Origin of the sequence: Kibdelosporangium banguiense, from assembly GCF_017876405.1 — a bacterium.
Taxonomy (GTDB): Bacteria; Actinomycetota; Actinomycetes; order Mycobacteriales; family Pseudonocardiaceae; genus Kibdelosporangium; species Kibdelosporangium banguiense.
Window position 1 is genome coordinate 12136434 of the sequence record NZ_JAGINW010000001.1, and the last position, 23160, is coordinate 12159593.

The window sequence follows — 23160 nt, forward strand, 5'->3', positions numbered from 1 at the left end:
AAACATGGCACATCACCGAGTCCGAGAAGTATGAGGTCCCGGCCGTGAATCATCTTCCGGAACCGAGCCCCGCCATCGCCACGCGTAGCGGGCCGCTGACCTGGGTCCAGCAGTGGCACTGGTTCGAACGCACCATTCCCTCACCACGGCGGGTGAACCCGACGCCGCTCGCCGACCATTGCCACGTCCCGCCCCCGGCCACCGTCGCCGACATCCACGCGGCGCTCGCGTCCCTCACCGCCCGCCACGAGGCGCTGCGCACCACTGTCGATCCGCTCCGCCCGATACAACACGTCCACCGCGCGGACTGGGCCCCGCCGCCGGTCGACTACGTCGACGTGCCCGCCGCCGATGCCGGCACCCTGGAGGCAGCCACAGCAGCGCTTGCTGCCTGCCCAATCGATCCCGAGCGAAATCCACCCTGGCGCGCCAGGGTCCTGCTCGAGACAGGAAAGCCGTATGCGGTGCTGGTGGCCGCCCACCACGTCGTGATCGACGGCTGGGGGCTGGCGGTACTGATCAACCAGCTGCACGATCAACTGCACGGCGATGACGCACCGGCGGAGCCGTCCATACACCCGCTCGACACAATCTCCGCCCAGCACCCGGAACGCGCCCGCGCGGCGGAGCGTGAGTGGCTCATCCGCCTCGCAAGCAACCCGACCGGCGTGCTGGCCCCGTTCGGCGGGACCGACAACGGCAATGGCCGCCACCGCCTCCAGCACCGCTCGGTGGGCGCGTACGACGACCTCGACCGCGTCGCCCGGCGTTATCGGGTCAGCCCGGAGGTCGTTGTGCTCGCGGCGCTGGCCCACGACGTCGTCACCCGAACCGGTGAACACCGATTCCTCGCGTCAGTGGTGGTCTCCAACCGAGCCCGGGCCGCTCTACGCAACAGCATCGGCGTCCGGGCCCTGACGGTTCCGGTACAGATCGATCTCCGCCCTGGCGCAGCGTTCGGCGAGGTGGTCGCCTCGGTCGCTTCGGCCTCCGCCGCGGCCTACCGGCACGGTCAGTACGACCCTGCGGAGCTGGTCGCCGCCCAGGCCCGTATGGACCGCCGCCGCGGTGTCGTGGCCGTACCCACCATCGAATACAACTGCTACTCGTGGCCACGCGACTACCTGGTCCCAGCACAGAACACACCGCCGGACGGGGTCGTCACCTGGATCAGCAGCGCGCCCGACGAGCCCTGCGAAACGCTCTACGTCGACTTCAGCCGCGACGCGGGGGTCGTCACCCTCGATGTCACCGTCGGGGATCACCTGCTCGACGCCGGGCAGGCCATGGCGTTGCCCGCCCGTTTGTGTGATCTCCTGCGCGCGCTCGCCGACGGTGCCGAGTGCCCGGTTCCAACACGTTCGCTCACACCGGCCGCCTCCGGATGGTGGCGCGCCCCGCAGGGATGGGCGTGCTTGACCAAGGTCGAAGACGTGTTACGCGGCCATCCCGGAGTGCTCGATGTGACGGTGGCACCCGGCGGGGAAGGCGACGAACCGCACCTCGTCGCGCATGCCCGTGTCGCCCACGATGTCACCCCCGGCGACTTGCACCACCACGTCCTGGACCACCTCGGCGAAGTGCCGGGCATCCTGGCACCCGGCCGCTACGTCCTGTCTCCAACCGACTTCGAACCCGGCGGCACGGGAACCCCCCGGGTCCCGTCGCGCATGCCCGCGACGGACGCCGAACGGGCTCTGGCCACCGCTGTGGCCGCTGCCGGACCCGGCGATCCGCCGGCCGGCTCCTTCGGCATTCCTGATGCCGTGGACATGAACCGGTGCCTCGCCGACCACGGAGTCACCCTGGTCGCCATCCCTCGTCTGCTGGCGCTGCTGCACCAGTCCGGCTTCACCGGGATCGCGCCGGACGAGCTGGCCGGCACGGCCTCGCTCGGCCACCTCGCCGCAGCCCTGGAGCCCTTTGCGCCCCGCGCCCAACGTGGAGGAGAAACCTCACCATGACCGTGTCCCACACCACCGCGTCGTCTGCGGACCGCCTGGCCCCGTGGGCCTTCGCCGCTTTCGTTGAGGCGAACACTCACGAAACGGCATACCGCCCACCGGTGGTGGACGGTCCCATCGGGCCGACCATCGTGCGCAACGGCCGCGAGCTGGTGAACTTCGCCAGTATCAGTTTTCTCGATCTGGAGCGCCACGTCCCGGTACGGCGTCATTTCGCCGAGGGCGCGCTCACCCACGGCCTGAGCACCAGCGGATCGAGGATGACCCAGGGCATCTGCCGCCCGCACCAGGTGCTGGAGGAGACGATCGCCCGGCACACCGGCAAAGAGCGAGCCATCAGCTTCGCCACGGGGCTGCTGGCCAACATCGGGTTCGTCCACGCCATGAGCAGTTCCGCGCAGTTCGACGACGGGATCGAGGTGCGTAACCGCGACACCGTCTTCGTCGTCGACCGGGACGTCCACTGGAGTATCTGGAAGGGTGTCGAGGGGCTTGACTACGGCCGCAACGTGCACGCGTTCCGGCACAACGATGTCGCCGACCTGGCACGCATCCTGGACCGGATCAGGGCCCGCAAGATCGTGGTGATCGCCGAGAGCATCTATTCGGCCGACGGCACCATGGGGCCGATCGTGGAGATTCTCGACGAGTGCGACCGTCACGGCGCCATCAGCATGATCGACGACGCGAACGGCTTCATGGTCTACGGGCCTGAGCACCGGCCGTATGCCAAGGAGGCGGCCGCGATCCGGGAGCGGGCCGACTTCGTCATGGTGTCGCTGTCGAAAGCCATCGGTCTGGAAGGCGGCGCGATCGCCGGGCCCACGGCGGCCATCGACGCCTTCGAACTGCTCTCCGGCACCTCGATGTTCACCGCTGCCATCCAGCCGCCCACCGCCTACGCCGCCGAGCGCACCATCAACGCCCTCGCCGGCAAGCCGGAGATCGTCGACGACTACCTGGCGCATGCCGCCCGCCTTCGCCGTCAGATGCACGAGATCGACACGCCGACGACGCCGACCGAGTCGTACATGCTCTCGGTACCGATCGGGAACGACGCCGCCGCCCTGCAGATGCGGGAGTGGTTCGTCGAGGACGGCTATCTCGTCCCTGTCTTCTCCTACCCGGCCGTCGCACGTAACCAGGCGCTACTGCGCTTGTTCCCGCACGCCGGCCACACCGAGGAGCAGATGGACGGCTTCCTGCGCACCCTGCTCACCTACCGGCAGCGCCTCGGGCTCTGACGTTCCGACAAGGAGAAACCTCATGGTGAACAACAACACCGACATCCTCGACGCCCTTGCCACGATTGTCCAAGAGGTCACCGACATCGACTCCGCCGAGGTGACCGTCGAGAAGTCCTTCACCGACGATCTCGACGTCGACTCCCTGTCGATGGTCGAGATCACTATGCAGGTCGAGGACATGTTCGCGGTGAAGATCCCCGACGAGAAGATCGCGGAGCTGAGAACCATCGGCGACGCGGTGAGCTACATCGCCGACCGCAGGTGAACAAGACTCACTTCGGGAGATGTGCCGTGCGCAGAATGGTTCCCCGGCCATGAGTGTTCTCGATCGCTTCCGGCTCGACGGTCGCGTCGCCGTGGTCACCGGCGCCTCCTCCGGGCTGGGTGTCGCCTTCGCCGTCGCGCTGGCCGAGGCCGGCGCCGATGTCGTGCTCGGGGCACGGCGCGTCGAGAAGCTGCAGGCCACGCGCACGGCCGTCGAGAAACTCGGCCGCCGGGCCGTCACTGTGCGTACCGACATTGCCAAGCCGGAGGACTGCCGTGCGCTGGTAGACGCGGCCATGCACGCATTCGGACGAGTGGACATTCTTGTCAACAACGCCGGGATCAGCAGTGAACAACCCGCGACCGAGGAGACACCGCAGCAGTTCCGCGAGGTCATCGACATCAATCTCAACGGCTCCTACTGGATGGCCCAGGCCGCAGGCGCGGTGATGCTTCCCGGCAGCGCCATCGTCAATGTCTCGAGCATCCTCGCGCTGGTCACGGGTGGTCTGCCGCAGGCGGCCTACTCGGCGTCGAAGGCTGGGCTGCTCGGGCTCACCCGCGATCTCGCCCAGCAGTGGACCCCGGGCAAGGGCATCCGCGTGAACGCCCTCGCGCCGGGCCTTTTCACCTCCGCGATGACCGAAGGCTACGCCGAGGGCTACCTCGAGGCGATGATGCCGCGGGTGCTCTCAGGCCGCGTCGGGCAGCCCGAGGAGCTCGCCGCGGCGTTGCTCTTCCTCGTCTCCGACGCGGCGTCCTACGTCACCGGCACCACCCTGACGGTCGATGGGGGCACGCATATCGCATAGTGACCCCGCCGGCGATGCTGATGGGTCACCCTGCTGTGACCGCGCAGGGCCCCACTCGCGGCGGCCAGGACCCCACCATCAGGATCCCCTCGGCGAACGCGCGGGCAACCAGACTGGTCCGGTTGCCCGCCTTGAGCTTGCGCAGCAACCGGGTCACGTGGTACTCGACACCGCCCCGGCTCAGATTCAACGCGGGCGCGAGCTTGTCGGTGGACAGACCGGCGGCCACGCCTTCGAGAACCTTCGACTCCATCTCGGTCAACAGGTTCACCTCGTCGCGGACCGGCAGCCGATTGGCCTGCATCGTCACCACCACCGAGTCGACCTGGCCGGTGTCGCCGTACACCGCGGTGCCGACCACTTGGACCTCGTCGGCCGGATTCACCGATCGGGCCGTCGCGATCCGTTCGGTGAACTCGGACTGCCGCCTGTCGAACAGGGCGGCGAACTGCCGGCGCAGCTTCGGGCGGGCGCCCAGCGCGACGAAGTCGTAGAAGCCGCGACCGCACACGCCCTCCGGCGAACCTTCGAAGTACTTGTAAAACCACGAGTTCGCCTCGACGACACGTACCCGGGAGTCGAGCCTGGCCAGCGCGACCCCGCACATCCCCGGTGAAGGGATCACAGCGGTGGGCTGTCCGGTCCTGTCGTGATCATCAAGCTGAGGTTCGTTCCGTCTTGTGCACGACCCGTTCGTCAAGCGATGTTCCTTTGCTCCAAGGGAAAGGGGGCGTGACGCACGCCAGGCCATGCTATGCGGGCGTCGGCGCGGCCGAAAGCCAGTCGGTACCTACGGTGCACATCAGCGGCAGTAATGCTGGCCCGAAAAGGCAAGTCGAGGCACTGCACGGTTATGACGCTGTCGACTAATCTGGGTGCCGGGGGGATCGAGGTGCGGTACGAGATCAGACTGCTCGGCCCGTGGGAACTGCGGGCGGGCGAGACCACGGTGGCGGTTCCCGGAGTTCGGCTGCGGGTCATGCTGACCTCGCTAGGTCTGTCGGCCGGCCAGACAGTCGGCGTGGACACGCTGATCGAGCAGCTGTGGCCGGAGCAACCACCGCAGCAACCGCGGCGGTCAGTGCACCTCTACGTCGGGCGGCTGCGCCGGCTGCTCGGCCCCGGAATCATCCGCACCCAGCCGAGCATCGGCTACCAACTGGACCTGCCGCGGGAGGCAGTGGACATCCACCGGTTCCGGGACATGCTCGACCGGGTGGCGCTGGCCAAGCCAGGCGACGAGGAACTGCTGTTGCTGCGTGCCGCCCTCGGCCTGTGGCGCGGCGAGCCGTTCGCCGATCTGTACTCGGCCTGGCTGGACCAGGAGGTCAAACCCAGGCTGGTCGAGCAATGGCTGGCAGCAACCGGTCGCCGGATCGAGCTGGACCTGGCCTCGGGGCAGCCGGAACCGCTCATCGCCGAGCTGCGGGACCTGATCCACGGTCACCCGACCCACGAGCAGTTCTGGCGGCAGCAGATCATCGCCCTGCACCGGGCCGGTCGGCGCAGCGAAGCGCTGGACACCTACCAGCAGGCCCGCACGTTCCTTCGTGAGGAGCTGGGCATCGAGCCGGGGCAAGCGCTCGTCACAGTGCAGCGGGAGATCCTGCTTGAGGGCAGCGAACCCAAGAATGTGCCCGCCGTACAGGTCGTGCGCCAGCTTCCGCACGACATCCCCAGGTTCACCGGGCGCGAGGAGGAGCTGGCCACGCTCGGCCGCCTGCAGGCCAGTTCCGCCGCGGCGCCGACCATCATCTCGATCGACGGTGCGCCAGGCGTCGGCAAGACAACGCTGGCCGTGCACTGGGCGCACCAGCTGGCCAAGAGCTATCCCGGCGGACAGCTTTATCTCAACCTGCGCGGCTATGGCCAGACACAACCGCTACTCCCGGAGGCAGCCGCGGAGACGTTGCTGCGCGCACTCGGTGTGCAAAGCGCACGCATTCCGTCTGGTTTGGACGAAAGATCCGCGTTGCTGCGCAGCACATTGTCCGACCGCAAGGCGATGTTGGTGCTGGACAACGCCCGCGACACCGAGCAGGTTCGCCCGCTGCTGCCCGGCGGCACCGGGCTGGTCGTGGTGACCAGCCGCAACCAGCTGCGCAGTCTGTCCATTCGGGACGGTGCCACCAGGCTGACGCTGAAACCGATGCCGGCACGGCATTCCGTCGAGCTGCTGGCCTCGACACTCGGTGACGGCTGGATCGACGCGGAGCCCGCGGCCGCCGGCGCGCTCGCCGAGCTGTGCGGCCGGTTGCCGCTCGCGCTGGCCGTCGTGGCCGAACGGGCTCACCGCGCCGGTTCGCTGGCCCAGGTCGTCGCCGAGCTGGAGGATCAGCAGGCGCGGCTGGGCACCTTGGATGCCTGGGAGGACGCCCCGGATTCCGGCCTGCGCGCCGCGTTGTCCTGGTCATACCGCGCGCTGCGCCCGGAGGCCGCCACGATGTTCCGGATGCTGGGGCTGCACCCGGGCACCGATATCGACGTACGGGCCGCCGCGGCGCTGGCCGGCGTGCCGGTCCCCCTGACCAGGAAGCTCCTCGAACAGCTCGTGTCCGCCAACCTGGTCGAGCAGCGCCGGCCGGACCGCTATGAGCCACACGACCTGATCCGCCTGTATGCCGCCGAGTTGGCCGCGCCGGGAGATCCCGACGCGGTGCGCCGGGTGCTCGACTGGTACCTGCATGCCACGACCAGCGGCGACATCGCGCTGCTGCCGCACCGCGACCGGACGTTTGTCGGCCCGTACGAACTGACCCAGCCACCCCTTGACTTGTGTTCGGTCGCAGCGGCAACGACCTGGTTCGAGCAGGAGTTCGACTGCTTGCGCGCGGTCGTCGCCTGGGCGACGCGGCACGGCTTCACCGGACACGCGTGGCGCATCGCGTGTTCGATGACCACGTTCCTGCACCGCGCCATTCCCGTTGATGACTGCAACGAAATCCTTACGTCCGTGCTCGCCGCGGCCGACGCGGCCGGCGACGCCATGGGCGTGGCCTACCTGCACTACAACCTGGGCCGCATTCAGTTCGACCTGGCGAACTTCGACTCGGTGCAGGCACACAACGAGCAGGCGCTGGTCTGCTTCCAAGCCTTGGCCCACCGGCCGGGCGAGACGATTTCGATGGGGATCCTGGCCATGGTCCACGGCCAGCTCGGCAACGCCGACGCCACGCACCGCTACGCGACCGAAGCGCTGCGCCGGTGCGAGGCGGCCGGCAATGTCCGTGGCGTCGCGTTCAATCTGGACAACCTCGGCCAGGCGCACCGGGCGGCCGGGGATCTCGAGCGGGCCGTCGACTGCTACCAGCGAGCCATCGCCACCCTCCGCGACGCGCAGGACAGCGAGGTCGAGGGGCTGAGCTGGTATCACCTCGGTCAGGTCCACTCGCAGCTACGCGACTTCCCCAAGGCCGTCCGCGCCTTCCGGCGCGCCATCGCCATCAACCCCACCGCAGGCAACTCCCGTTGGGGCGCAATCCTGCTGGCCGGCCTCGCCGCCACACTGGCCGACGCCGGCCATCCAGCGATCGCACGCTCCATCTGGTACACCGCACTCGCCACGCTGGCCGAACTCAACGACCGCCGCGTACCAGAGATCCGCGCCGCCCTCGGCCACGCTGAGACTGCGCGCGAGTAGCAGAACTCATTGCGCCACCTGGACGACCAACGCCGCCTGTTCATCTCACCGAACAGGCGGCGCCATCTATGGCCAACCTTTATCGGGTGAACAGCACGGTTTCCGCGCCGGTTCGGGGGTTGATGGAGACTATTGAGGTAACGTTCGGGTTTTTGACCAATACGTCGTACTCTCTTAACCACACCGATTCCGGTCGGACGGAATCGACCCGCAGCACTCTGACCCGGCCGCCGGCGTTTCTGGCGAATTCCTCTGAGGCTTCCTCCCACGCCTTCACATTGGCCGGGTCGCGGCTCGAGCCGAGCCTGATGCCGTCCCTGGCCATCGCCATCTCCAGGGTAGTACCGCCGTTCTTGGCGGCCCATTCCGCAGCAACGTGCTCGCCGCCCATCTCTCGAGTCCAGAAAACGGCTTCGTTGCGGGCCGTCGACAGAAGTGTCGACTTCCCGGACAAACCGCGGACAACACTGGAAGTACCCTTGATGGTGGCGGCACCGGCGCCCACGCCTGTCGCGAGAGCAGCCTCAGGTCCGGAAGCCTCAAGCAGGCCTACGACGACCGCGCCGCACACGACTGAGAGGGCGCACACGACAGCACCGACGGCTGCGCCGGCTATGATCCAGCGTGCGGTTTCGCTCAGGTCCTCCGGCGGGACATATCCGGGTATCGGATCGAGTAGCTGCTCCTGCCCGGCAAGCGGGTACCATTCGCCGTTGTCCTCATAGAATTGTCGTTTCAGATCCCGGAGTAACGGCGGCGCTTTTGCCATCTTCGACAAGTCGAGTGCCGGCCTGCCCTTGGAGCCCACCTTCGACGGGTAATTGCCTTTTGTGGTAGGCCAGCCTTGTCCGCGGTTGCAACCATCGCAGTAGTGCGGGTTGGGAGTGTCCGGGTTAGTTACGTTCGGCGGGTGAATCACCTCGCCTGTACGGCAGTTGAGGCCCCATTCCTCACACCCAGCGATTCTGAGCCCTGTTGGGTCGCTGAAGGTGATGGGACTGTTGTTGGCGTAGGCGTACCCGTGCATCTGCTGCGGGTCGGCCGGATCCATGATGGGGTCGACGGAGATGAATCGACCCATGGCCGGGTCGTACTCACGGGCGCCGATGTGGGTCAGCCCTGTGGACGAATCCTTGGCGCCGCCAACGAAACCACGCTCGTCGGGCCAAGTGGCCTCGGCACCGCGAGGAGAGCCGTAAGGCAGTTGGCGCCGTTTTGTGACGGCCAATGTGGTCGGGTTCATGACGATCTGGGAAGTGCCCTGGTGGTCGCCGGCCAGCCAGCTCATGGAGCTGCCGTCATGCATGGCCACAGTCCCGGCACCATGGGTGTAGTAGCGGGTGACGGTCGGCGTGGAGGTGCCGGTGGCGAGCCGGATCTCCTGCTTGTCAAGGTAAAGCGTGGTCCCGTTGGGGTCCTTGCGAAGCAACCGGGCGCCGTCGGCGGTGTAGACGAATGACGTTGTCTTGCCGTTGTCGGTCACCGAGGACACATGGCCCTCGCGGTCCCAGGTCAGGGTCTGGTTGGCGCCCGGTTTGACTCGGCTCGTTGTCTGGCCAACGGCGTTGTAGCCGTATGTCTCGGTGTTGTTGACCGCCCGCAAGGTGTGCGGCTGAGGCTGATCGGGTGCGGGATACTCATACTGGCGTGTAGTCGAAGTGGTGGCAGTCCGTTGGGTCTCCGAAAGACGGTTTCCGCCCGGACCATGGGTGTAGGAGTTCCAGTAAGGAGCCGGGCCGTCGGCGACGGTCGGCGTACCGGCACAGCCGCGTTCCACTGACCAGTCGCGTGCTGCCGCGGTCCAGGCCTCAGTCAAACGTCGCAAGTGATCCTGGCGGAAGCACTGGACGTCCACTGGTGACTCGGCCGTCAAGTCGGCGATCGAGGTGATACCTCCGGCCTCGTCGTACGTGTAGTGAACATCCGACTGCATCGGCTTGGGGACTTCGGCGTCCACTATGGAACGATTGAGCCTGCGGGTGTTGGTGTCGTAGTAGAACGACTGCCACGCACGGTTGCCGGTGACGCCCTGTTCTATCCGGTTCACCTCGCCGTAACGCGTGTAGTGGGTCTCGGCAACCAACTGACGACCCGCGCCGGTCCGGGTCGCTGTCGGGCGCCCCCAGTTGTCCATTTCGTGATTGACGGTCTGGGCGAACACGTTGGCGGCCGGAACGGCGGGGTATGTCTCGCTGCTGAGGCTGCCGTCCTCGCCGTAGGTCAACTCCGTCTCGTACGTGCCAGCGAGCTTTCCCTCGACCGCGGGCACAGTGACCGAGGTGTACAGCGGTTTGTTCAGCGCCGTGTATTCGCTGACCTCTGAGGTGTAGGCGTGACCGTCCACAAAACGCACCGACGAAGCGGGCAAGCCCTTGCCCGAGCCGGCGGTGTCGAAGTTCCACTGGGCCAGCTTCTTACCGGTCAACGAATCCTCATGCAGAGCAGTCTTACGCCCGAGAGCGTCGTAGGCAGTGGCAAGGACCTGGCCAAGTGAGTCCCGAGTGGACGTCACCCGGCCCATTTCGTCGTAACCGGTAGTCGTGGTCCCGGAATCCGGATCGGTCGTGGTGATCTTGCGGCCACGCAGGTCGTAGCCGTAAGTCCAAACAGCACCGTCGGGGCCGGTCACCTCGGACAGTTCCCCCGCAGGGGTGTAGCGATAACGGGTGGAGTCGTAAGCGCCCTCAGGGGATCGCCCGTGATATTGGCGCAGTTCTGCGGTCTGGCCACGGGCGTCGGTGATCGTGGTTGTCGTCGTGCCACCGACCGGTGGGGTGGTATGCACGCGATCGCCGTCGTACTTGGTGGTGGACTTCCACTTGTCGACCGCCCCGGCCTGGTAGACAGATTCCTCAGCACGACCGGCGCCGTCGAACTTCGTCCGGGTGAGGCCGGGTACCTCGGTGTCGGACGCGAACCACAGGTCGGTGTCCACTGGCGCGTTGTTGAAATACGGCTGTGTTGTCTTGTAGGCCCTACCGTGGGAGTCATAGCGGGTGTCGGTGATCAGCCGGCCCTCGTCGAACGGCACCTCAACGCCGTTCACCTCACGCATTCCGACCGCGGGAACCTGCGCCTGGCGCGGCCGCAGCAACCCGTCGAACAGCGCGTTGCTGCTGGTGTACAAGCCGTTCGGGCCGATCCTGGTGGTCGTGATCACTGTGGCAGCGTCCCGGCGGACCAAGTAGGAGAACTTGATGCTGCCCTGAGGGTTGCGCACCCGGGGGCGGTTGGGCAGCCATGCCTCGCTCGTGCGCCCCAACGCATCGAAGGCGGTCTCGGTGATCCGCCCGTTGGGATCGACCACCTTGATCGGCGTGCCGAACGCGGGCTCGACTGTGGTCGTGGTGACCAGCCCAGAAGGAAGTGTCGGCGTGGACGGGCTTGTGACAGTCGTGCCGGTGACGGGCCCGCCGGTCGCCGGGGCGAATGCGGCCCGCATGGTGTTGCCGAGCGCGTCGGTGGACGCGGTGATTCGGCCGTGCACGTCATATCCAGCAGTGCCTGCAACAGCATAAACAGGCCCGGCCGCCGGACGCTCCTTGGCGATCTCGGTCTTGATCAGGTTTCCCTTGCCGTCATAGGTGAATCGGCTGCCGGCTATGGCGTGTTCAGGGAACCGCGGCGTAGCGCCGCAGCTGACAGCGACCGTTTCCGCACGCCCCGGCCGATCCAAGTGCCACATGCCCTCGTCGCGGGCGTACGTCGTTGTGGTGCAGAGATCATCTGAGCCGGTGGCGAGGTCACCGAGGTCGTCGACTTTCAGAGGCAGGCCACGGTCGTCGTACGAAGTGATGGTCTCCGTGGTCCGCCAGCCACCGGACTTGAGCGCGATATAGTCCCGTGCCCTGCCTGTTCCCACGAAATAGGCATGGAATTCCCCGCGAGACGCCTTGGGCCCCTGCCACACCGGATGGGTGATCGTTCTGCTCACCACCGGCGCATCAGCCGAATCCTCACGCACATATGCCGTGGCCTGGAAACCGAAGCCCTGCAACCAGTCCGAGTCGGTACGCGATTCTCCCGCCGAGTCGGTCACCGACGCCGAACGCCGACCGTTGCCGGGGAGCTTGTCGCCGTCCATGCCACGATAGAACCTTTGCTCGGACATGGTTCTACCGCTGTGGCCAGGATCTGTATCGGCTCCCGTCCTGGTGCGGACCCGGCCGAACCCGCGGAAGTCGTTCCAGGTCTTCTTGTCGTCCTTGGCGAACTCCGACATGTCCCAGTGCCATGCCGCGCCGTCCAGGTACTCGTACCGAGTGATCTGCTCTGTGCCGCCGGCAAGCATGTCGGTCTGCATCACCGAGGCGACAACGTGCTTGTGGAAGTAGTCGATGCGCGGCTCGTGGCCTGGTGGTCCCCATCGCACCGGGAAACACCGCATGGTGTTGGTCTCCGGGTTGGCCGGCATCGCCTGACCGGCCTTGCAGTCCGGCTCCGCGTAGTTGACCGACGTGACCCCTCCGGCCTCGGAGATCACCCCGCTGATCCGGTATCGGCTCAGCGGAGCGAAACCGTCCTTGTCGCCGTCAACCCGGTTGGGTAGCAACGTCCCTTCGAATGTGACCGGCGGAAGTTCCAGCGAACCACCGACAAGGCCGGCGTGCCTGATGCCCTTCAGCCACAGGACAGCGCTTTCCTTCTGCTCGGCACCGAGATCTCCGGTGCCGGGGAACAACTGCTCGAGCGTCCACTTGTCGACCGGTTCGTACGACGAGCCACGCCACACCTTTGTGGTGACACTGTCCAACCGTTTCGTTGACCAGAACGATGGGCCATGTTCGGTACACGTCGCCGATTCGCACCGCAGTTTCAGCGGGGTGTCCGGCCAGTTGCCTCGTTGCTCGAAAACACAGTCGCTCTGTGCGACGCACCGATTGGCAACGGCGAACTCCACCTTGCCTGTCGCCTGGCCCGCTACGGCTTCGTTGAGGCCGTAGTCGATGTGATCCAACGTGCCACCGCGGATGTAGGACACCGCGGCGTCCTTCTTGTTGAACCCGTACGAATTGGACTCAGTGGTGTAGAAATAACGGATCACGTTGCCGTTGCGGTCGACGATCTTGTCAAGGTTCCATCGCCAGGCCTGCACACAGTGCGAGGAGTCGAACGAGCTCTGATGGCACGGCTCCCCCGCGTCATCACCGAATACCGGCACGGTCCACGTCGACTTGGCGTCCTGCTGCGACCCGAACCAGTACTGGGTGCCGTCGACCGTGGTGATCCGCCAGTGCTCACCGTCGTTGTCCCCATTGGACAGTCCGGTGAACCGCTCGATCCGCGACCCGTTGTCGGTCTTGGCCCGCCACTTGCCGTCGGCGTCACAGCAGATGATCATCCCGCTGCCGCCGGCATACGAGGCAGTGGCGTTGTCGCTGCGCCAGCACAGGTCGTCGGTCTTGGAGTCGTCCTCGGAGCACGTGCCGTAGGTCCGCTCGATGAAACCGGGCCACATGTCCCAGCCATCACCGATCCAGGACGGTTGGTTGTTGGTCGCACTGGTGTGACCATCCACGGAGGACGACCGGTAGGACAGTGCGAGCGCCGGCTCCAGCCCGCCGGGTGCGGGCGGCACTCGAAGCGGGTACGACCACGTGAAGTCCCCGGTGTGCGCCGCGACCTCCCAGGACGCCGACGGCGACAGCGATGTCGCCGTCGGCGACCCCGAACCCGCCGGGGCGACGACCTCAGGCTGGTTGTTGGTACGTGCCCGCCGGGTGGCTTGATCCTCCTCACGAGGCTTACGCGTTTCCGGTTGCACCGGCACCGGCACGACGTTCGGCAGCGGCACCGATGGCCCGGTCGCGGCGACCGCATGGGGGGCGGCCACTGCGGGCACCAACGTGGCGACGAGCGTGACGACCAGTCCGCGAACAGTCCAACGCGATCTCATGAGCCCGTCACCACCGGGTAGGACTTGTACAGGGCGGTCAGCCGGTCTGCGTTGAGGCTGCCGGTGTAGAGCCGGACGTCGTCGACCGCACCCCGCCAGTACTCACCGGCCGCGCCGGCTGCCCTGCCTCGGCCGATCTGCAGACCGCCGGTGGCGTGCCATGGCCTTTCCAGCCGGCCGGACTCGTGATCGGGTTCAGCGCCCGGCACGTCGTAGACGTACAACTCGATCTTCCCGGTCAGCGCGTCGTAGGCACCGACGAGCAGCACCCATTTGTCGAACTGACCCTGGCGGACCGAGATCGCCGCGCGCGTCGGGGTGCCGTTCTCCTCCGGCATCTCGAAAATCCACTTGCCCCGCCCGCGAGCCTGGTCCTGGTCGTTTCGGTGCCCCAGGCGGAACTTGCTTGACGGGCGCCCCTGACCACCGTCGAGGCTGACCGCGCTCCTGGTGCACACATCAGCGCACGGCTCGGGTTGTGCGAGGTTCACCCACGCCGAGACGGTGAAGTTCTGGTCCGTGCGCAGATCCACTCCGGTGGTCGACACAACGCTGTTCGTGCCGTTCAACTTGACCGCATTGCCGGCTCGGCCCGGCTGGATGGTCGCATTGCCGGTCAGCGTGCCGCTTCGGTTGCCGACAGAATCCGGCGTACCGGCCCCGCTGTCCTCGTTCAGCTGCCAGTTGTGCACAAGGGACAGATCACGACCGGCCATGACCCGGATCTCGTCGCCGAACAGCGCCCGCGGGTAGACCTTCACATCGTCGATCGCTCCAGCGAGGTAGTTGCTGTATCTGTTGGAGCTGGGGTTTTGCCACCACATGGCGCGCCCGATCTGCAACGCGCCGGCGGAGTGGATGGGGTTGGTGAATGTGCGTTGCGCGATCATCACGCCGTTGACATACAGCTCAAGACGTTGCAGTTGCTTGTTGTGCACAGCCGCGACATGCGCCCACATTCCGGGCTGAACCTCACCCCAGATGATCCATTCGCCCACTGGATTGTCCTTCTCCCGGTCACCAGCAGTCCCGAACAGCACCCACCGTCCGATTTTGCGTTGGGAGTTCAGCGGATCGACACCCTGTGTGACGCCGATGCTGAGCGCGTGGCTGAACTGGGCGTCCTGGGACACGACCGAGCAGTAGCAGTTGGCCGGATCGTCGAGCTTCACCCATGCTGCCACCGAGTAGCTTTCCGTTGTGCTGATGGTGCTGGGCGCACTGATGGCGCTGGATCCTTTGAGCTTCACGGCTTTGTCGTTGTCATCGGGGTCCTTGGCCTGACCGGGAATCCACTCGGCACTACCGACCACGGTCCCGTGCTTGTTGCCCGGCGAGCTGTCGTTGGTGTTGCCGTCGAGCGTCCACGACGCGGCAGGCACGTCCGACTGGGAGACCAGCGCCTGGATCTCCTCGGCTGTGAGCACGCGGTTGAATGTACGGACATCGTCGATCTGCCCGTTCCAGAAGTCGGCCGTGCTGCCGACCAGCTTCGCGCGTCCGATGACGAGCGGTCCCGTCGCGTTCCACGCGGGCTGAGCAGCCTTCACCGTTCCCCCGCGCTGCCCGTTGACATAGAGCGACAGCTCCATAGTGGACGCGTCGTACACACCGGTCAGATGCGCTGGCTTGCCGACCTCCGGCTTCGCGCCGCCACCGGCCCCGACCCACTGCGTATTGTCGGTTCTGTCCGTGCCCGCCTTCATGAAGAGGTAGCTACCAGAGCCGTTGTATTGCAGGTAGAACCCGCTGTTGGCAGTGCCGTCCTGGCTGACCGCGGTCATCGACCCTCCGGACGAAGGGAACGCTTTCGGTGTCACCCATGCCGACACGGTAAAGCTCCGATCGGTACGCACGACGGGTTTTCCAGTGGTCACATGACCTTCCAGGCCATCCAGCTGGACTGCCCCGCCGAGTGAGCCATTGGCAACCAGCGTGGCGCCTCTGCTCAGCGTGCCGTCCGCACCGTCGATCACGGCGTTGCGGGCCGTCTTGTTGGGCGCTTCGCCGACCATCGGCTCGTCGTCGAGCTTCCAGTGTCCAGTTCGGACGTTGTCCCGACTGACCAGTGCGCCCACCTCGGTGTCCGAGAGCGCCCGGTCATATGCCTGGATCTCGTCGATCGAGCCGAGCCATTCGTTACCGATCCCGCCGTTCCACTGCACGCGTCCTGCGAAAATCGCTCCAGTAGTCCGTTGTGGAGTGAAGTTCGGCACGACTGCGACCTCGGAAGCCAGGAAACCGTTGACATACAGCCGAATCTCGTTGGCCTGCCGATCGAAAACACCGGTCAGGTGCGTCCACTCGCCTACAGCAGGCCCGGCGTTCTGGTTCACCGCCCGATACACCTGGAGGTTCGATTCACCACGGTTGTACCCGCTCACCAGGAACGACCACGCCTTCAAGTCGCTGCTGTAGTCCAGCCACCAGGCGCTGGTGTTCTCACCGTCCTGACTGAGCGGCGTCATGCTCCTGGACCCCGCCTCATCCGGGCGCACCCAGGCGGACACCGAGAAACTGGAGTCGGCGGGAAACGCCTTCGGCAACGAAATCGTGCTGCCGGCGTTGCCGTCCAGTTTGACGGCGGTACCGACCGCACCCGTGCTGTAGCTTGCATTGCCGTTCAACGTGCCATGCCGGTTGCCGAGGAACGCGCCGTCGTTCGGCTTGCCCTCCAACGACCAGTGTGCAAGCGGACCATTGCCACCGCGGACGTAGAAGTGGTACACCTCGGTCTGGCTTCGATGGCCGGCACGGTCGACGCTCTGGACGTAGAGGTCTCGAGGACCGTCACCCGGCGGCCAGACCGTCACGGTCGCCTCGCCGCCAAGGGCGTTGGCGCTGACCTCCGTGGACGGCGGATCCTGCAAGCCGTAAAGGTAATGGTCGATGTCGTCGACACCGTTGGCGCCGAACGTGAACTCCCCGGGAACACCGGCACCGCCCTGCCAGCTGTCCTTTTTATACAGAGCACTGCTGATCGTCGGCCTGACGCCGGGAGCGACACGGTCCACCACGAACGGTCCCATTCCCGACGGCGCGGACTCGGCGACCCCGTCATGGGCCTGCACCGCCCACTCGACCTCCATGTCGTGCAGGCCGGTCAGATCGAGATCCTTGCCGCGCGGGACACCGGAGTCGGCGAAGTCACCCGTTTCCAGCGTGGGGCCGCCACCGCCGATCTTGGTCCACCACTTCGGGTAGATCCGATCGTTGTCGGGATCCGACAGGGTCGCGATGAACCTGATGCCGGCGTCGCCGATGAACGGCTTGCCCTCACACCAGCGGCAGGCCTGCGGGAGCGGCGGATCAGTGTGCAGGTTCGTCGGCGTGTTGGGCGCACGGTTCCACGTCACCTGGATCCAGGTCTGTGGCGGGTCGTACTTGCGCCAGGCCACCTGAAGGTTGGGATCGGCGGCTCTCAGGCTGAAGGTGGTGTCGCCGAGACCGTTGAGCGCGCCTTTGACGTTGAGTTCCACCGAGCCGATCCCCGTTCGCGCTGCAGGCGCGTCGAAATCGGTCCACTTCGTGGTGGGCGGCCTGCTGTTCCAGGTGGTCGAAGGCGATATGCCCTGGTTGTGATGGACCACGTGCAACTGATGGGTGTGCGTTGCGGAGGCCGGGCTGTGCATGACCTTGGTGAAGAACGTCGCGGCGACGAGTTCCTTGTCCTGCAGAAAGCCCGTGGAGAACCGGAAGTACGCCTGTGCCTCGCCCATTCCGAGGCACCTGTCGGGCACCTCCCGGTAGCACTGCCCGACCTGAGCCCACCCGGGAGTGTCAGGAGCCGCGCTCCTGTTCCAGTAGGCCGTGCCCGGATTGCCGGACACCGGATTCGACCAGGCCATCGTCCCGGCCGGCTGGGTGGTCGGGTCGATCATCACCGGGTACACGGTCGCCGGGTCGGCGAGGAACTTCTGGTCCGGCACCAAAGTCAGGACGTTGCCGGCGACCTCGACCCCGACCGCAGCCGAGCGGGACGCTCCCGTACTGCTGGAGTCCCACATCATCGACGGCGGCGACTCGAACACTGGCAGCCCGCCGGCGTCGACCGCGCGCAGCGAGCCTGACTCGTCGGCGGTCAGGCGCAAATCCCGCGTCTCGACCGGCATCCCCATACGCACCAGCGCGGGGTTCCGCGCTGCCTCAGGTGTCTTGACCACCAGCAACTGCTGGTAGCCCCGCAGTTCGGCACGCATCACCAGATCGACGCCGGGCAGGACCTCGCGATAGGCCGCCGAATTGCCAGTGACCATCGGCGCCGGCAACGCATCCGGCCAGCGCAGAGCCAGTTCGGCGTTCCCCGAACGCATCCGGATCAACGGCGTGTCGGCCCCACCGCCGGACAGCACCACGTCGCCAAGAGCCGCCTTGGGCACGATCGACCCGCCGGGCCCGGCTTCCAGAGAGGTGTCGATCGGCCTCCACTCATCGCCGCGCTTCACCCGGGTCGGCACGGCTGAGATCTCCGCTGTGTGGGTGCCGTCCGGATTGGCGAACACAGTCCGTGTCTCGGTCCGCTCCGCCACCACTTCCACCCGCGATCCCTGCCGCCGCGCGGCGAACATCGCGGTCATCTCGTCCGACGCCTGCACAAGCCGAGGCGTCTCACCTGTCTGCGGCGGACTCTGTGGCACCCCATTCCCAGGAGCCCCCACCGTGGCAACCGCCACCACCAAGACCAACGACGCGATCCATCTACCAGAGTTACGCACGCCCGCAGTCTGGGCGACCCCATGCATCAAGAATCTGTCATCACCCGATACGCCCACATCCGCGGGCTCAGGCGGTGCGCAACCGGCCGCGGACCTACCTCGACTACTGCGGGAAGACCATGCCACCTGTGCGGTTCTGGCGAGAATCACCTCCGCCGACCGAGAAATCCAGTGCACCAGGCAAACAGCGGCATGATCGAATGCACTGGTGAACGAAGACTGGGCTCAGCAGCGTCAGCAGAGAGATGCGGCACGGCGTGCGGCGGTGATGGCACTGCCCACGGTTCAGGCCCTCACCTAACGTCCAAAGTGGACTTAGCTGGGCATGAGTCCGCGATCAGCGGCGTGAGATGACGGGGGCCGGGCCCGGCGGGCGTGACGACCGGCTGCAGTTCGAATGAAACGCGTTGACATGCGACGGCCCTGCGCTCAGGCGTCCTTGGTGGGTCCGGCGGGCAGGTCGTGTGTGTCGTAGGGCAGGTCGACCAGGGTCATGATCAGGGCCGCTGGGCTGCCGGCTGGGGAGTGCAATCTCAGGTCGGTGTGGTTGGCGGCGGCGGTCGCGTAGTGGTGGTGCAGGACGGCAACGCCTGCGCTGGCCAGGTGGCTCACGCCGGTCAGGTCCACGGAGAGGGATCGGGTTCCCGCGGCGGTGGCGGTGCCCAGTGCCCTGTCCAGTGCTGGGGCGGTGGTGGCGTCGACTGGACCGTCGACGCGGATGGCCGGGGTGGACGCGAACGGCTGATCCAGGACGAGGAACGGGTCGGCCTCGTGGGGTGCGTCGGCCGCTGGGGCCCAGGCTGGCGCGGCGATCAGTTGCGCGGGACGGGTCAGGCGCAGGTCTGCGTGCGCGGTGGTCCCGGTGGCGCCATGCTCGACTACGAATGTGTCCACGAGTTTTGCGGCAAGAGGAAGGCCGAGACCGCGGTCGGGTGACGGCATGGGTTCCCGCCAACGGCCGTCGTCGGCGACCTGGATCCGGACGGCGCCGTGGTCGTCGAGGTGGGCGTACACACGCACGGTGTGGGCGTCGGGTGAGTCGAGGTGTGGATGCTCGATGGCGTTGGTGACCAGTTCCCCGACGGCGTGCTGGAGCTTGTCGATCGCGATGTCGGGGGCGTGGATCTCGCGCAACCACTGACCGAACTGGGCACGGAAGTCGTCCAGGGCCTTGGTGTCCGCGGGGATCTCGATGTCGGCGCCGGCCGGCACGGTGGTCAGCTGGGCGGCGAGCAGGGTGATGTCGTCGGTGTGCCGGGTGACCCCGGTGAGCAGTTCGACGGTCTGGCTCGTCAGTTGTTGCACGGGCACGGTGGTGTCTTGGAAAGCGGCTGCGATGTCCGCGGCGACCTGTGCCAGTTCGACGGTGCTCTCGGCCAGGCTGCGGCCGGGGCGTTCGAGGATGCCGTCGGTATAGAGCAACAGCATGTCCCTCTCCTCGACGCGGGACTCAGCGAGGGCGCGGTGCGTGCCGGTGCCGAGTGGACCGCCGCCGGTCGGCGTCAAGTAGCGATATCCGCCGCCGCTGGGCAGCAGTAACGGCGGCGGATGCCCGGCCGTGCAGTACCGCAGCGAGCTGGTAGGCGGATCAAGCACGACGGCGCACAGCGTTGCGGCGCGTGCGGCCGGGGTCCAGTTGGTCATCGCGTCAGCCGCAGCGACAGCGGCGAGCAAGTCGCCGGCCTCCGAGAGGCGATCACGCACGAGTACACGCAACTGCCCCATCGTGGCCGTCGCGGTCACTCCGTGCCCGACGACGTCGCCGACGACCAGCGCGACCCGCCCGTCGTCCAGAGGGAACGCGTCGTACCAGTCCCCGCCAGAGGTGCCTGCGAACAGACAGCTCGCCGCGAGCTGCACTCGCGGCAGTACCGGGACCCCCGCCGGCAACAACTCCCGCTGCAGTTGCTCGATGGCATCGTTTGCCTGGGCACGACGGTCGTCGGCGTCAGCCAGCCGCTGCTGGGCGGTGGTGATGTCGAGAATGATGCCGCGCACCGACCCGTCCGGCCAGTAGAAGAACACCGTGTCGATGTCGCTGACCAACTCCGTCCGTGTGCCTGTCCGCGCGTCGGCGATCTGGTGACGGAAGTCCCGCAACGCCAACGACTCCCCCGTCCTCATCGCGCGATCGATCAGAGTGACGATCCGCTGCCCCAGCACGTCCGGGAACACTTCCCGCGCCGGCCGGCCCACCAGCTGCTGCCTGCCGGCCCACTGGCGGCAGAACCGGTTGGCCGCCGCGAACACCAGATCCGGCCCCTCCAGCGCGACCATGATGCGCGGAAACGCCTCGAACACCTGGCGCACGGTCTCGGCATCGCCAGTCAGGTGCTCGTCATCGGCACCGTTCACAACCGCCCGCTTTCGAATCGGTTCCGAATCCCGCCACTGCCCCCACGCCCAAGCGGGCATTAACGCCACAGTGCAGTGCTATCACCGTTCCCCGGTTTGCCGGACCTAAACCTCCGGGCCCGGATTCAGGCCATCCGGCGGTCGGGTGAATACGATGGTTCTGTTGTGTCACGAAGCCTGGCCGAGCACGCCTTCTCGGCCAGCCCGGTCGCCCAGGTCGTGGTCACCGGCGAGGACATCGTCGCGCTGATCAACCAGCAGGCGGAACTGGTGTTCGGCCTGTCGCACCGCGATATCGGCAGGCCACTGCGCGACCTGGAGATCTCCCACCGGCCGGTGGAACTGCGGGCCTAAGTCGAGCAGGCCAAGGTGGAACGCCGGGCGCTGCGTATCAAGGATGTCGAGTGGCAGCGCGGCCCCGGTGAGTCGGTGTGGTTCGAGATCCACGTCAACCCGTTGGTCAACAACGACAACGGGCTGGTCGGCGTGTCCATCGTGTTCCACGACGTCACCGCGGCCCGCAAGCTGCTCGACGAACTCGAGCACACCAATCGGCAACTGGAGTCGGCCTACGAGGAACTGCAGTCGACCAACGACGAGCTGCAGGCGATCAACGACACCCTGCGGGAGCGCAGCGCCGAACTCGACGAGGTCAAGGATTTCCTCGAGTCGATCCTCGGTCCGGTCCGGCCCGGCGTGGTCGTGCTCGACCTGGAGATGCGGATCCTGGTCTGGAACCGGGGCGCGCAGGACCTCTGGGGGCTTCGGCGGGACGAGGCCGCCGGCGAGCACCTGCTGAACCTCGACATCGGCCTGCCGGTCAGCGAGCTGAGGGCATCGGTCCGCAACGCCATGAGCGACCCGGCCTTCGAGGACACCCTCACACTCGACGCGGTCAACCGTCGTGGACGCCAGACCAGGATCAGGATCGCGGTCGGCGCCCTGCGCCGCCCGGACAACGGCACGACCGAAGGCGCCATCCTGGTCATGGAGCCCATCGAGAACACCGACTGAGCACGGATCGCACGCATCGGCTCGCGCACCTGTCGGCAGGCAGACTGCCGTGAGACATTGGGCCGTGGACATCGACGACCCGACTGTCCGAGCCCGCAACCGGGCAGCATCGGCGCGGCTGCGGGCACAGCAGTTGCAGCAGCGTCGCGCCATGCTGGCTGTCGGTGGAGACCTGACGAACTCACCTCAGGAGACTCTCCAAGCCGCCGCGGAAGCGTTGACGGAGGCGCGGCGCCGCGCGGATGACGCTCGCAAGAGCGCGAAAGAGGGTTATCTCCGGGCAATCGATGCCCACGAGCGCGCCGCGGCGCGGCACGACCTAGCGGCCGAAATGGGAATCGGAGATGTCCATGACCATCGGCGACGAGCGGCCAAGCACCGCGACGAGGCGATGGCCGACCGCACCACGCTCGCCGCGGAGTTCGATTGATCTGTGGCGAAGCCGCGACCGCCTTGACGGTCACGGACCGCTGTGCCGGTTCTCCCGATTCCCACCTGGGCTACCCGTTCGATTCGGGTCCACACCAACGGCCCAGCGAACACGGAGCGTAGTAGTATTGACGGCCGGGTTTACCTCCTGCTTCTCCGGCAATGTCCGTCTGCATGGGACGGCAGACCAAAGCGGTACTCTTCGACCGCGACGGCACGCTGATCAAAGACGTGCCCTACAACGGTGACCCTGAACGGGTGCAGCCGTTCCCCACGACTGCGCAGGCCCTGGGTATGGTGCGGGCCAAGGGCATTCGCACAGGAGTCCTCACCAATCAGTCCGGTGTGGCCCGCAAACTGATCACAACGCGACAGGTCAACCAGGTCAACGCCCGGGTCGAGCAGTTGCTCGTCGCCGCGAAGGTGCCGCTCGACATCTTCGGAATGGGCCTGCACGGCCTCGACGACTGCGCCGGACGGCTTCGGCCACACGGTGATCTGGCGAGACGACGGGTTTACCTGCACACGACCCGATGGACTTCCCTGGGCCTCTCGCTGATCGCGGCGATGCATCTGGCGATGCCGGTCGTCGCACTGGCCACGACCGAAGCTTTACGTGCCGTACCAACGGACTGCGGGCTCGTCTCGATCGATGTGGACGAACTGGCTGGCGAGCCGGAATCGGCTCGCCGGATGGGAAAACAGGCCCGGGAGTACGCACTCGCACACTACGGGCTCACACAGTTCCTCGATGACTGGGACGAGCTGATGATGGAGGTGAGTTCATGAGGATCGCGATGGTCTCCGAACACGCGAGTCCGCTT

13 protein-coding genes are annotated in these 23160 nt (G+C 66.6%); 9 read left to right on the forward strand and 4 right to left on the reverse strand.

Annotated features, from left to right (window positions below; all coding sequences use genetic code 11):
- The first annotated feature begins 44 nt into the window (after window positions 1-44).
- Genes JOF56_RS54315 through JOF56_RS54330 form a run of 4 tightly spaced genes read left to right on the forward strand, consistent with a single transcriptional unit; the run spans window position 45 to window position 4287 of the window.
- On the forward strand, window positions 45-1964 hold the full coding sequence (locus JOF56_RS54315) for a condensation domain-containing protein (protein WP_209647277.1): 1920 nt from the start codon (window positions 45-47) through the stop codon (window positions 1962-1964).
- Window positions 1961-3208 carry an aminotransferase class I/II-fold pyridoxal phosphate-dependent enzyme gene (locus JOF56_RS54320; RefSeq protein WP_209647279.1) on the forward strand — a complete coding sequence of 416 codons (1248 nt, stop codon included), beginning with the start codon at window positions 1961-1963 and terminating at the stop codon, window positions 3206-3208. Before JOF56_RS54315 ends, JOF56_RS54320 begins: the two co-directional genes overlap by 4 nt.
- A gap of 22 nt (window positions 3209-3230) precedes the next feature.
- A complete protein-coding gene (locus tag JOF56_RS54325) occupies window positions 3231-3476 on the forward strand; it encodes an acyl carrier protein (protein WP_209647280.1) in 246 nt (81 codons plus the stop codon).
- Window positions 3477-3525: 49 nt separating this feature from the next.
- Window positions 3526-4287 carry an SDR family NAD(P)-dependent oxidoreductase gene (locus JOF56_RS54330; protein ID WP_209647281.1) on the forward strand — a complete coding sequence of 254 codons (762 nt, stop codon included), beginning with the start codon at window positions 3526-3528 and terminating at the stop codon, window positions 4285-4287.
- Between the two features lie 25 nt (window positions 4288-4312).
- Here the strand turns inward: JOF56_RS54330 and JOF56_RS60595 are convergent, their stop codons facing one another.
- On the reverse strand, window positions 4313-4912 hold the full coding sequence (locus JOF56_RS60595; protein WP_209647283.1) for a response regulator transcription factor: 600 nt from the start codon (window positions 4910-4912) through the stop codon (window positions 4313-4315).
- 228 nt (window positions 4913-5140) lie between these two features.
- Here JOF56_RS60595 and JOF56_RS54340 point away from each other — a divergent pair, with 228 nt between their 5' ends.
- Window positions 5141-7927 carry an AfsR/SARP family transcriptional regulator gene (locus tag JOF56_RS54340; protein WP_209647284.1) on the forward strand — a complete coding sequence of 929 codons (2787 nt, stop codon included), beginning with the start codon at window positions 5141-5143 and terminating at the stop codon, window positions 7925-7927.
- Between the two features lie 79 nt (window positions 7928-8006).
- Here JOF56_RS54340 and JOF56_RS54345 read toward each other — a convergent pair whose 3' ends face one another.
- The 3 genes from JOF56_RS54345 to JOF56_RS54355 all read right to left on the reverse strand — a co-directional run bounded on the left by JOF56_RS54345 (window position 8007) and on the right by JOF56_RS54355 (window position 20893).
- Window positions 8007-13823 carry an RHS repeat-associated core domain-containing protein gene (locus tag JOF56_RS54345; protein WP_209647286.1) on the reverse strand — a complete coding sequence of 1939 codons (5817 nt, stop codon included), beginning with the start codon at window positions 13821-13823 and terminating at the stop codon, window positions 8007-8009.
- The gene (locus JOF56_RS60600; RefSeq protein WP_209647288.1) at window positions 13820-18538 is read right to left on the reverse strand and encodes a LamG domain-containing protein; all 4719 of its coding nucleotides are present in this window, start codon (window positions 18536-18538) and stop codon (window positions 13820-13822) included. The genes JOF56_RS54345 and JOF56_RS60600 overlap by 4 nt, the downstream gene beginning before the upstream one ends.
- Before the next feature lie 429 nt (window positions 18539-18967).
- Window positions 18968-20893 (reverse strand): SpoIIE family protein phosphatase, encoded by a 1926-nt coding sequence (locus JOF56_RS54355; protein ID WP_307855703.1) that lies wholly within the window; start codon window positions 20891-20893, stop codon window positions 18968-18970.
- Between the two features lie 165 nt (window positions 20894-21058).
- On the opposite strand from JOF56_RS54355, the gene JOF56_RS61075 reads away from it, so the two are divergent.
- The 4 genes from JOF56_RS61075 (at window position 21059) to JOF56_RS59915 (ending at window position 23125) form a co-directional block, all read left to right on the forward strand.
- A complete protein-coding gene (locus tag JOF56_RS61075) occupies window positions 21059-21247 on the forward strand; it encodes a hypothetical protein (RefSeq protein WP_372448343.1) in 189 nt (62 codons plus the stop codon).
- 15 nt (window positions 21248-21262) lie between these two features.
- Window positions 21263-21907, forward strand: coding sequence for a PAS domain S-box protein (locus JOF56_RS54360; protein ID WP_372448344.1), 645 nt, complete (start codon window positions 21263-21265; stop codon window positions 21905-21907).
- Between the two features lie 49 nt (window positions 21908-21956).
- On the forward strand, window positions 21957-22337 hold the full coding sequence (locus tag JOF56_RS54365) for a hypothetical protein (RefSeq protein WP_209647291.1): 381 nt from the start codon (window positions 21957-21959) through the stop codon (window positions 22335-22337).
- 173 nt (window positions 22338-22510) lie between these two features.
- Window positions 22511-23125: an HAD-IIIA family hydrolase gene (locus tag JOF56_RS59915; RefSeq protein WP_209647293.1), complete on the forward strand. Its 615-nt coding sequence runs from the start codon at window positions 22511-22513 to the stop codon at window positions 23123-23125.
- Window positions 23126-23160: the final 35 nt, after the last annotated feature.

What these genes read in the sequence shown, in the direction of transcription:
- JOF56_RS54320 (WP_209647279.1), top strand. Translation starts at nt 1,961, where the DNA reads ATGACCGTGTCCCACACCACCGCGTCGTCTGCGGACCGCCTGGCCCCG.
- JOF56_RS59915 (WP_209647293.1), top strand. Translation starts at nt 22,511, where the DNA reads ATGGGACGGCAGACCAAAGCGGTACTCTTCGACCGCGACGGCACGCTG.
- JOF56_RS54330 (WP_209647281.1), top strand. Translation starts at nt 3,526, where the DNA reads ATGAGTGTTCTCGATCGCTTCCGGCTCGACGGTCGCGTCGCCGTGGTC.
- JOF56_RS54340 (WP_209647284.1), top strand. Translation starts at nt 5,141, where the DNA reads ATGACGCTGTCGACTAATCTGGGTGCCGGGGGGATCGAGGTGCGGTAC.
- JOF56_RS54345 (WP_209647286.1), bottom strand. Translation starts at nt 13,823, where the DNA reads ATGAGATCGCGTTGGACTGTTCGCGGACTGGTCGTCACGCTCGTCGCC.
- JOF56_RS54325 (WP_209647280.1), top strand. Translation starts at nt 3,231, where the DNA reads ATGGTGAACAACAACACCGACATCCTCGACGCCCTTGCCACGATTGTC.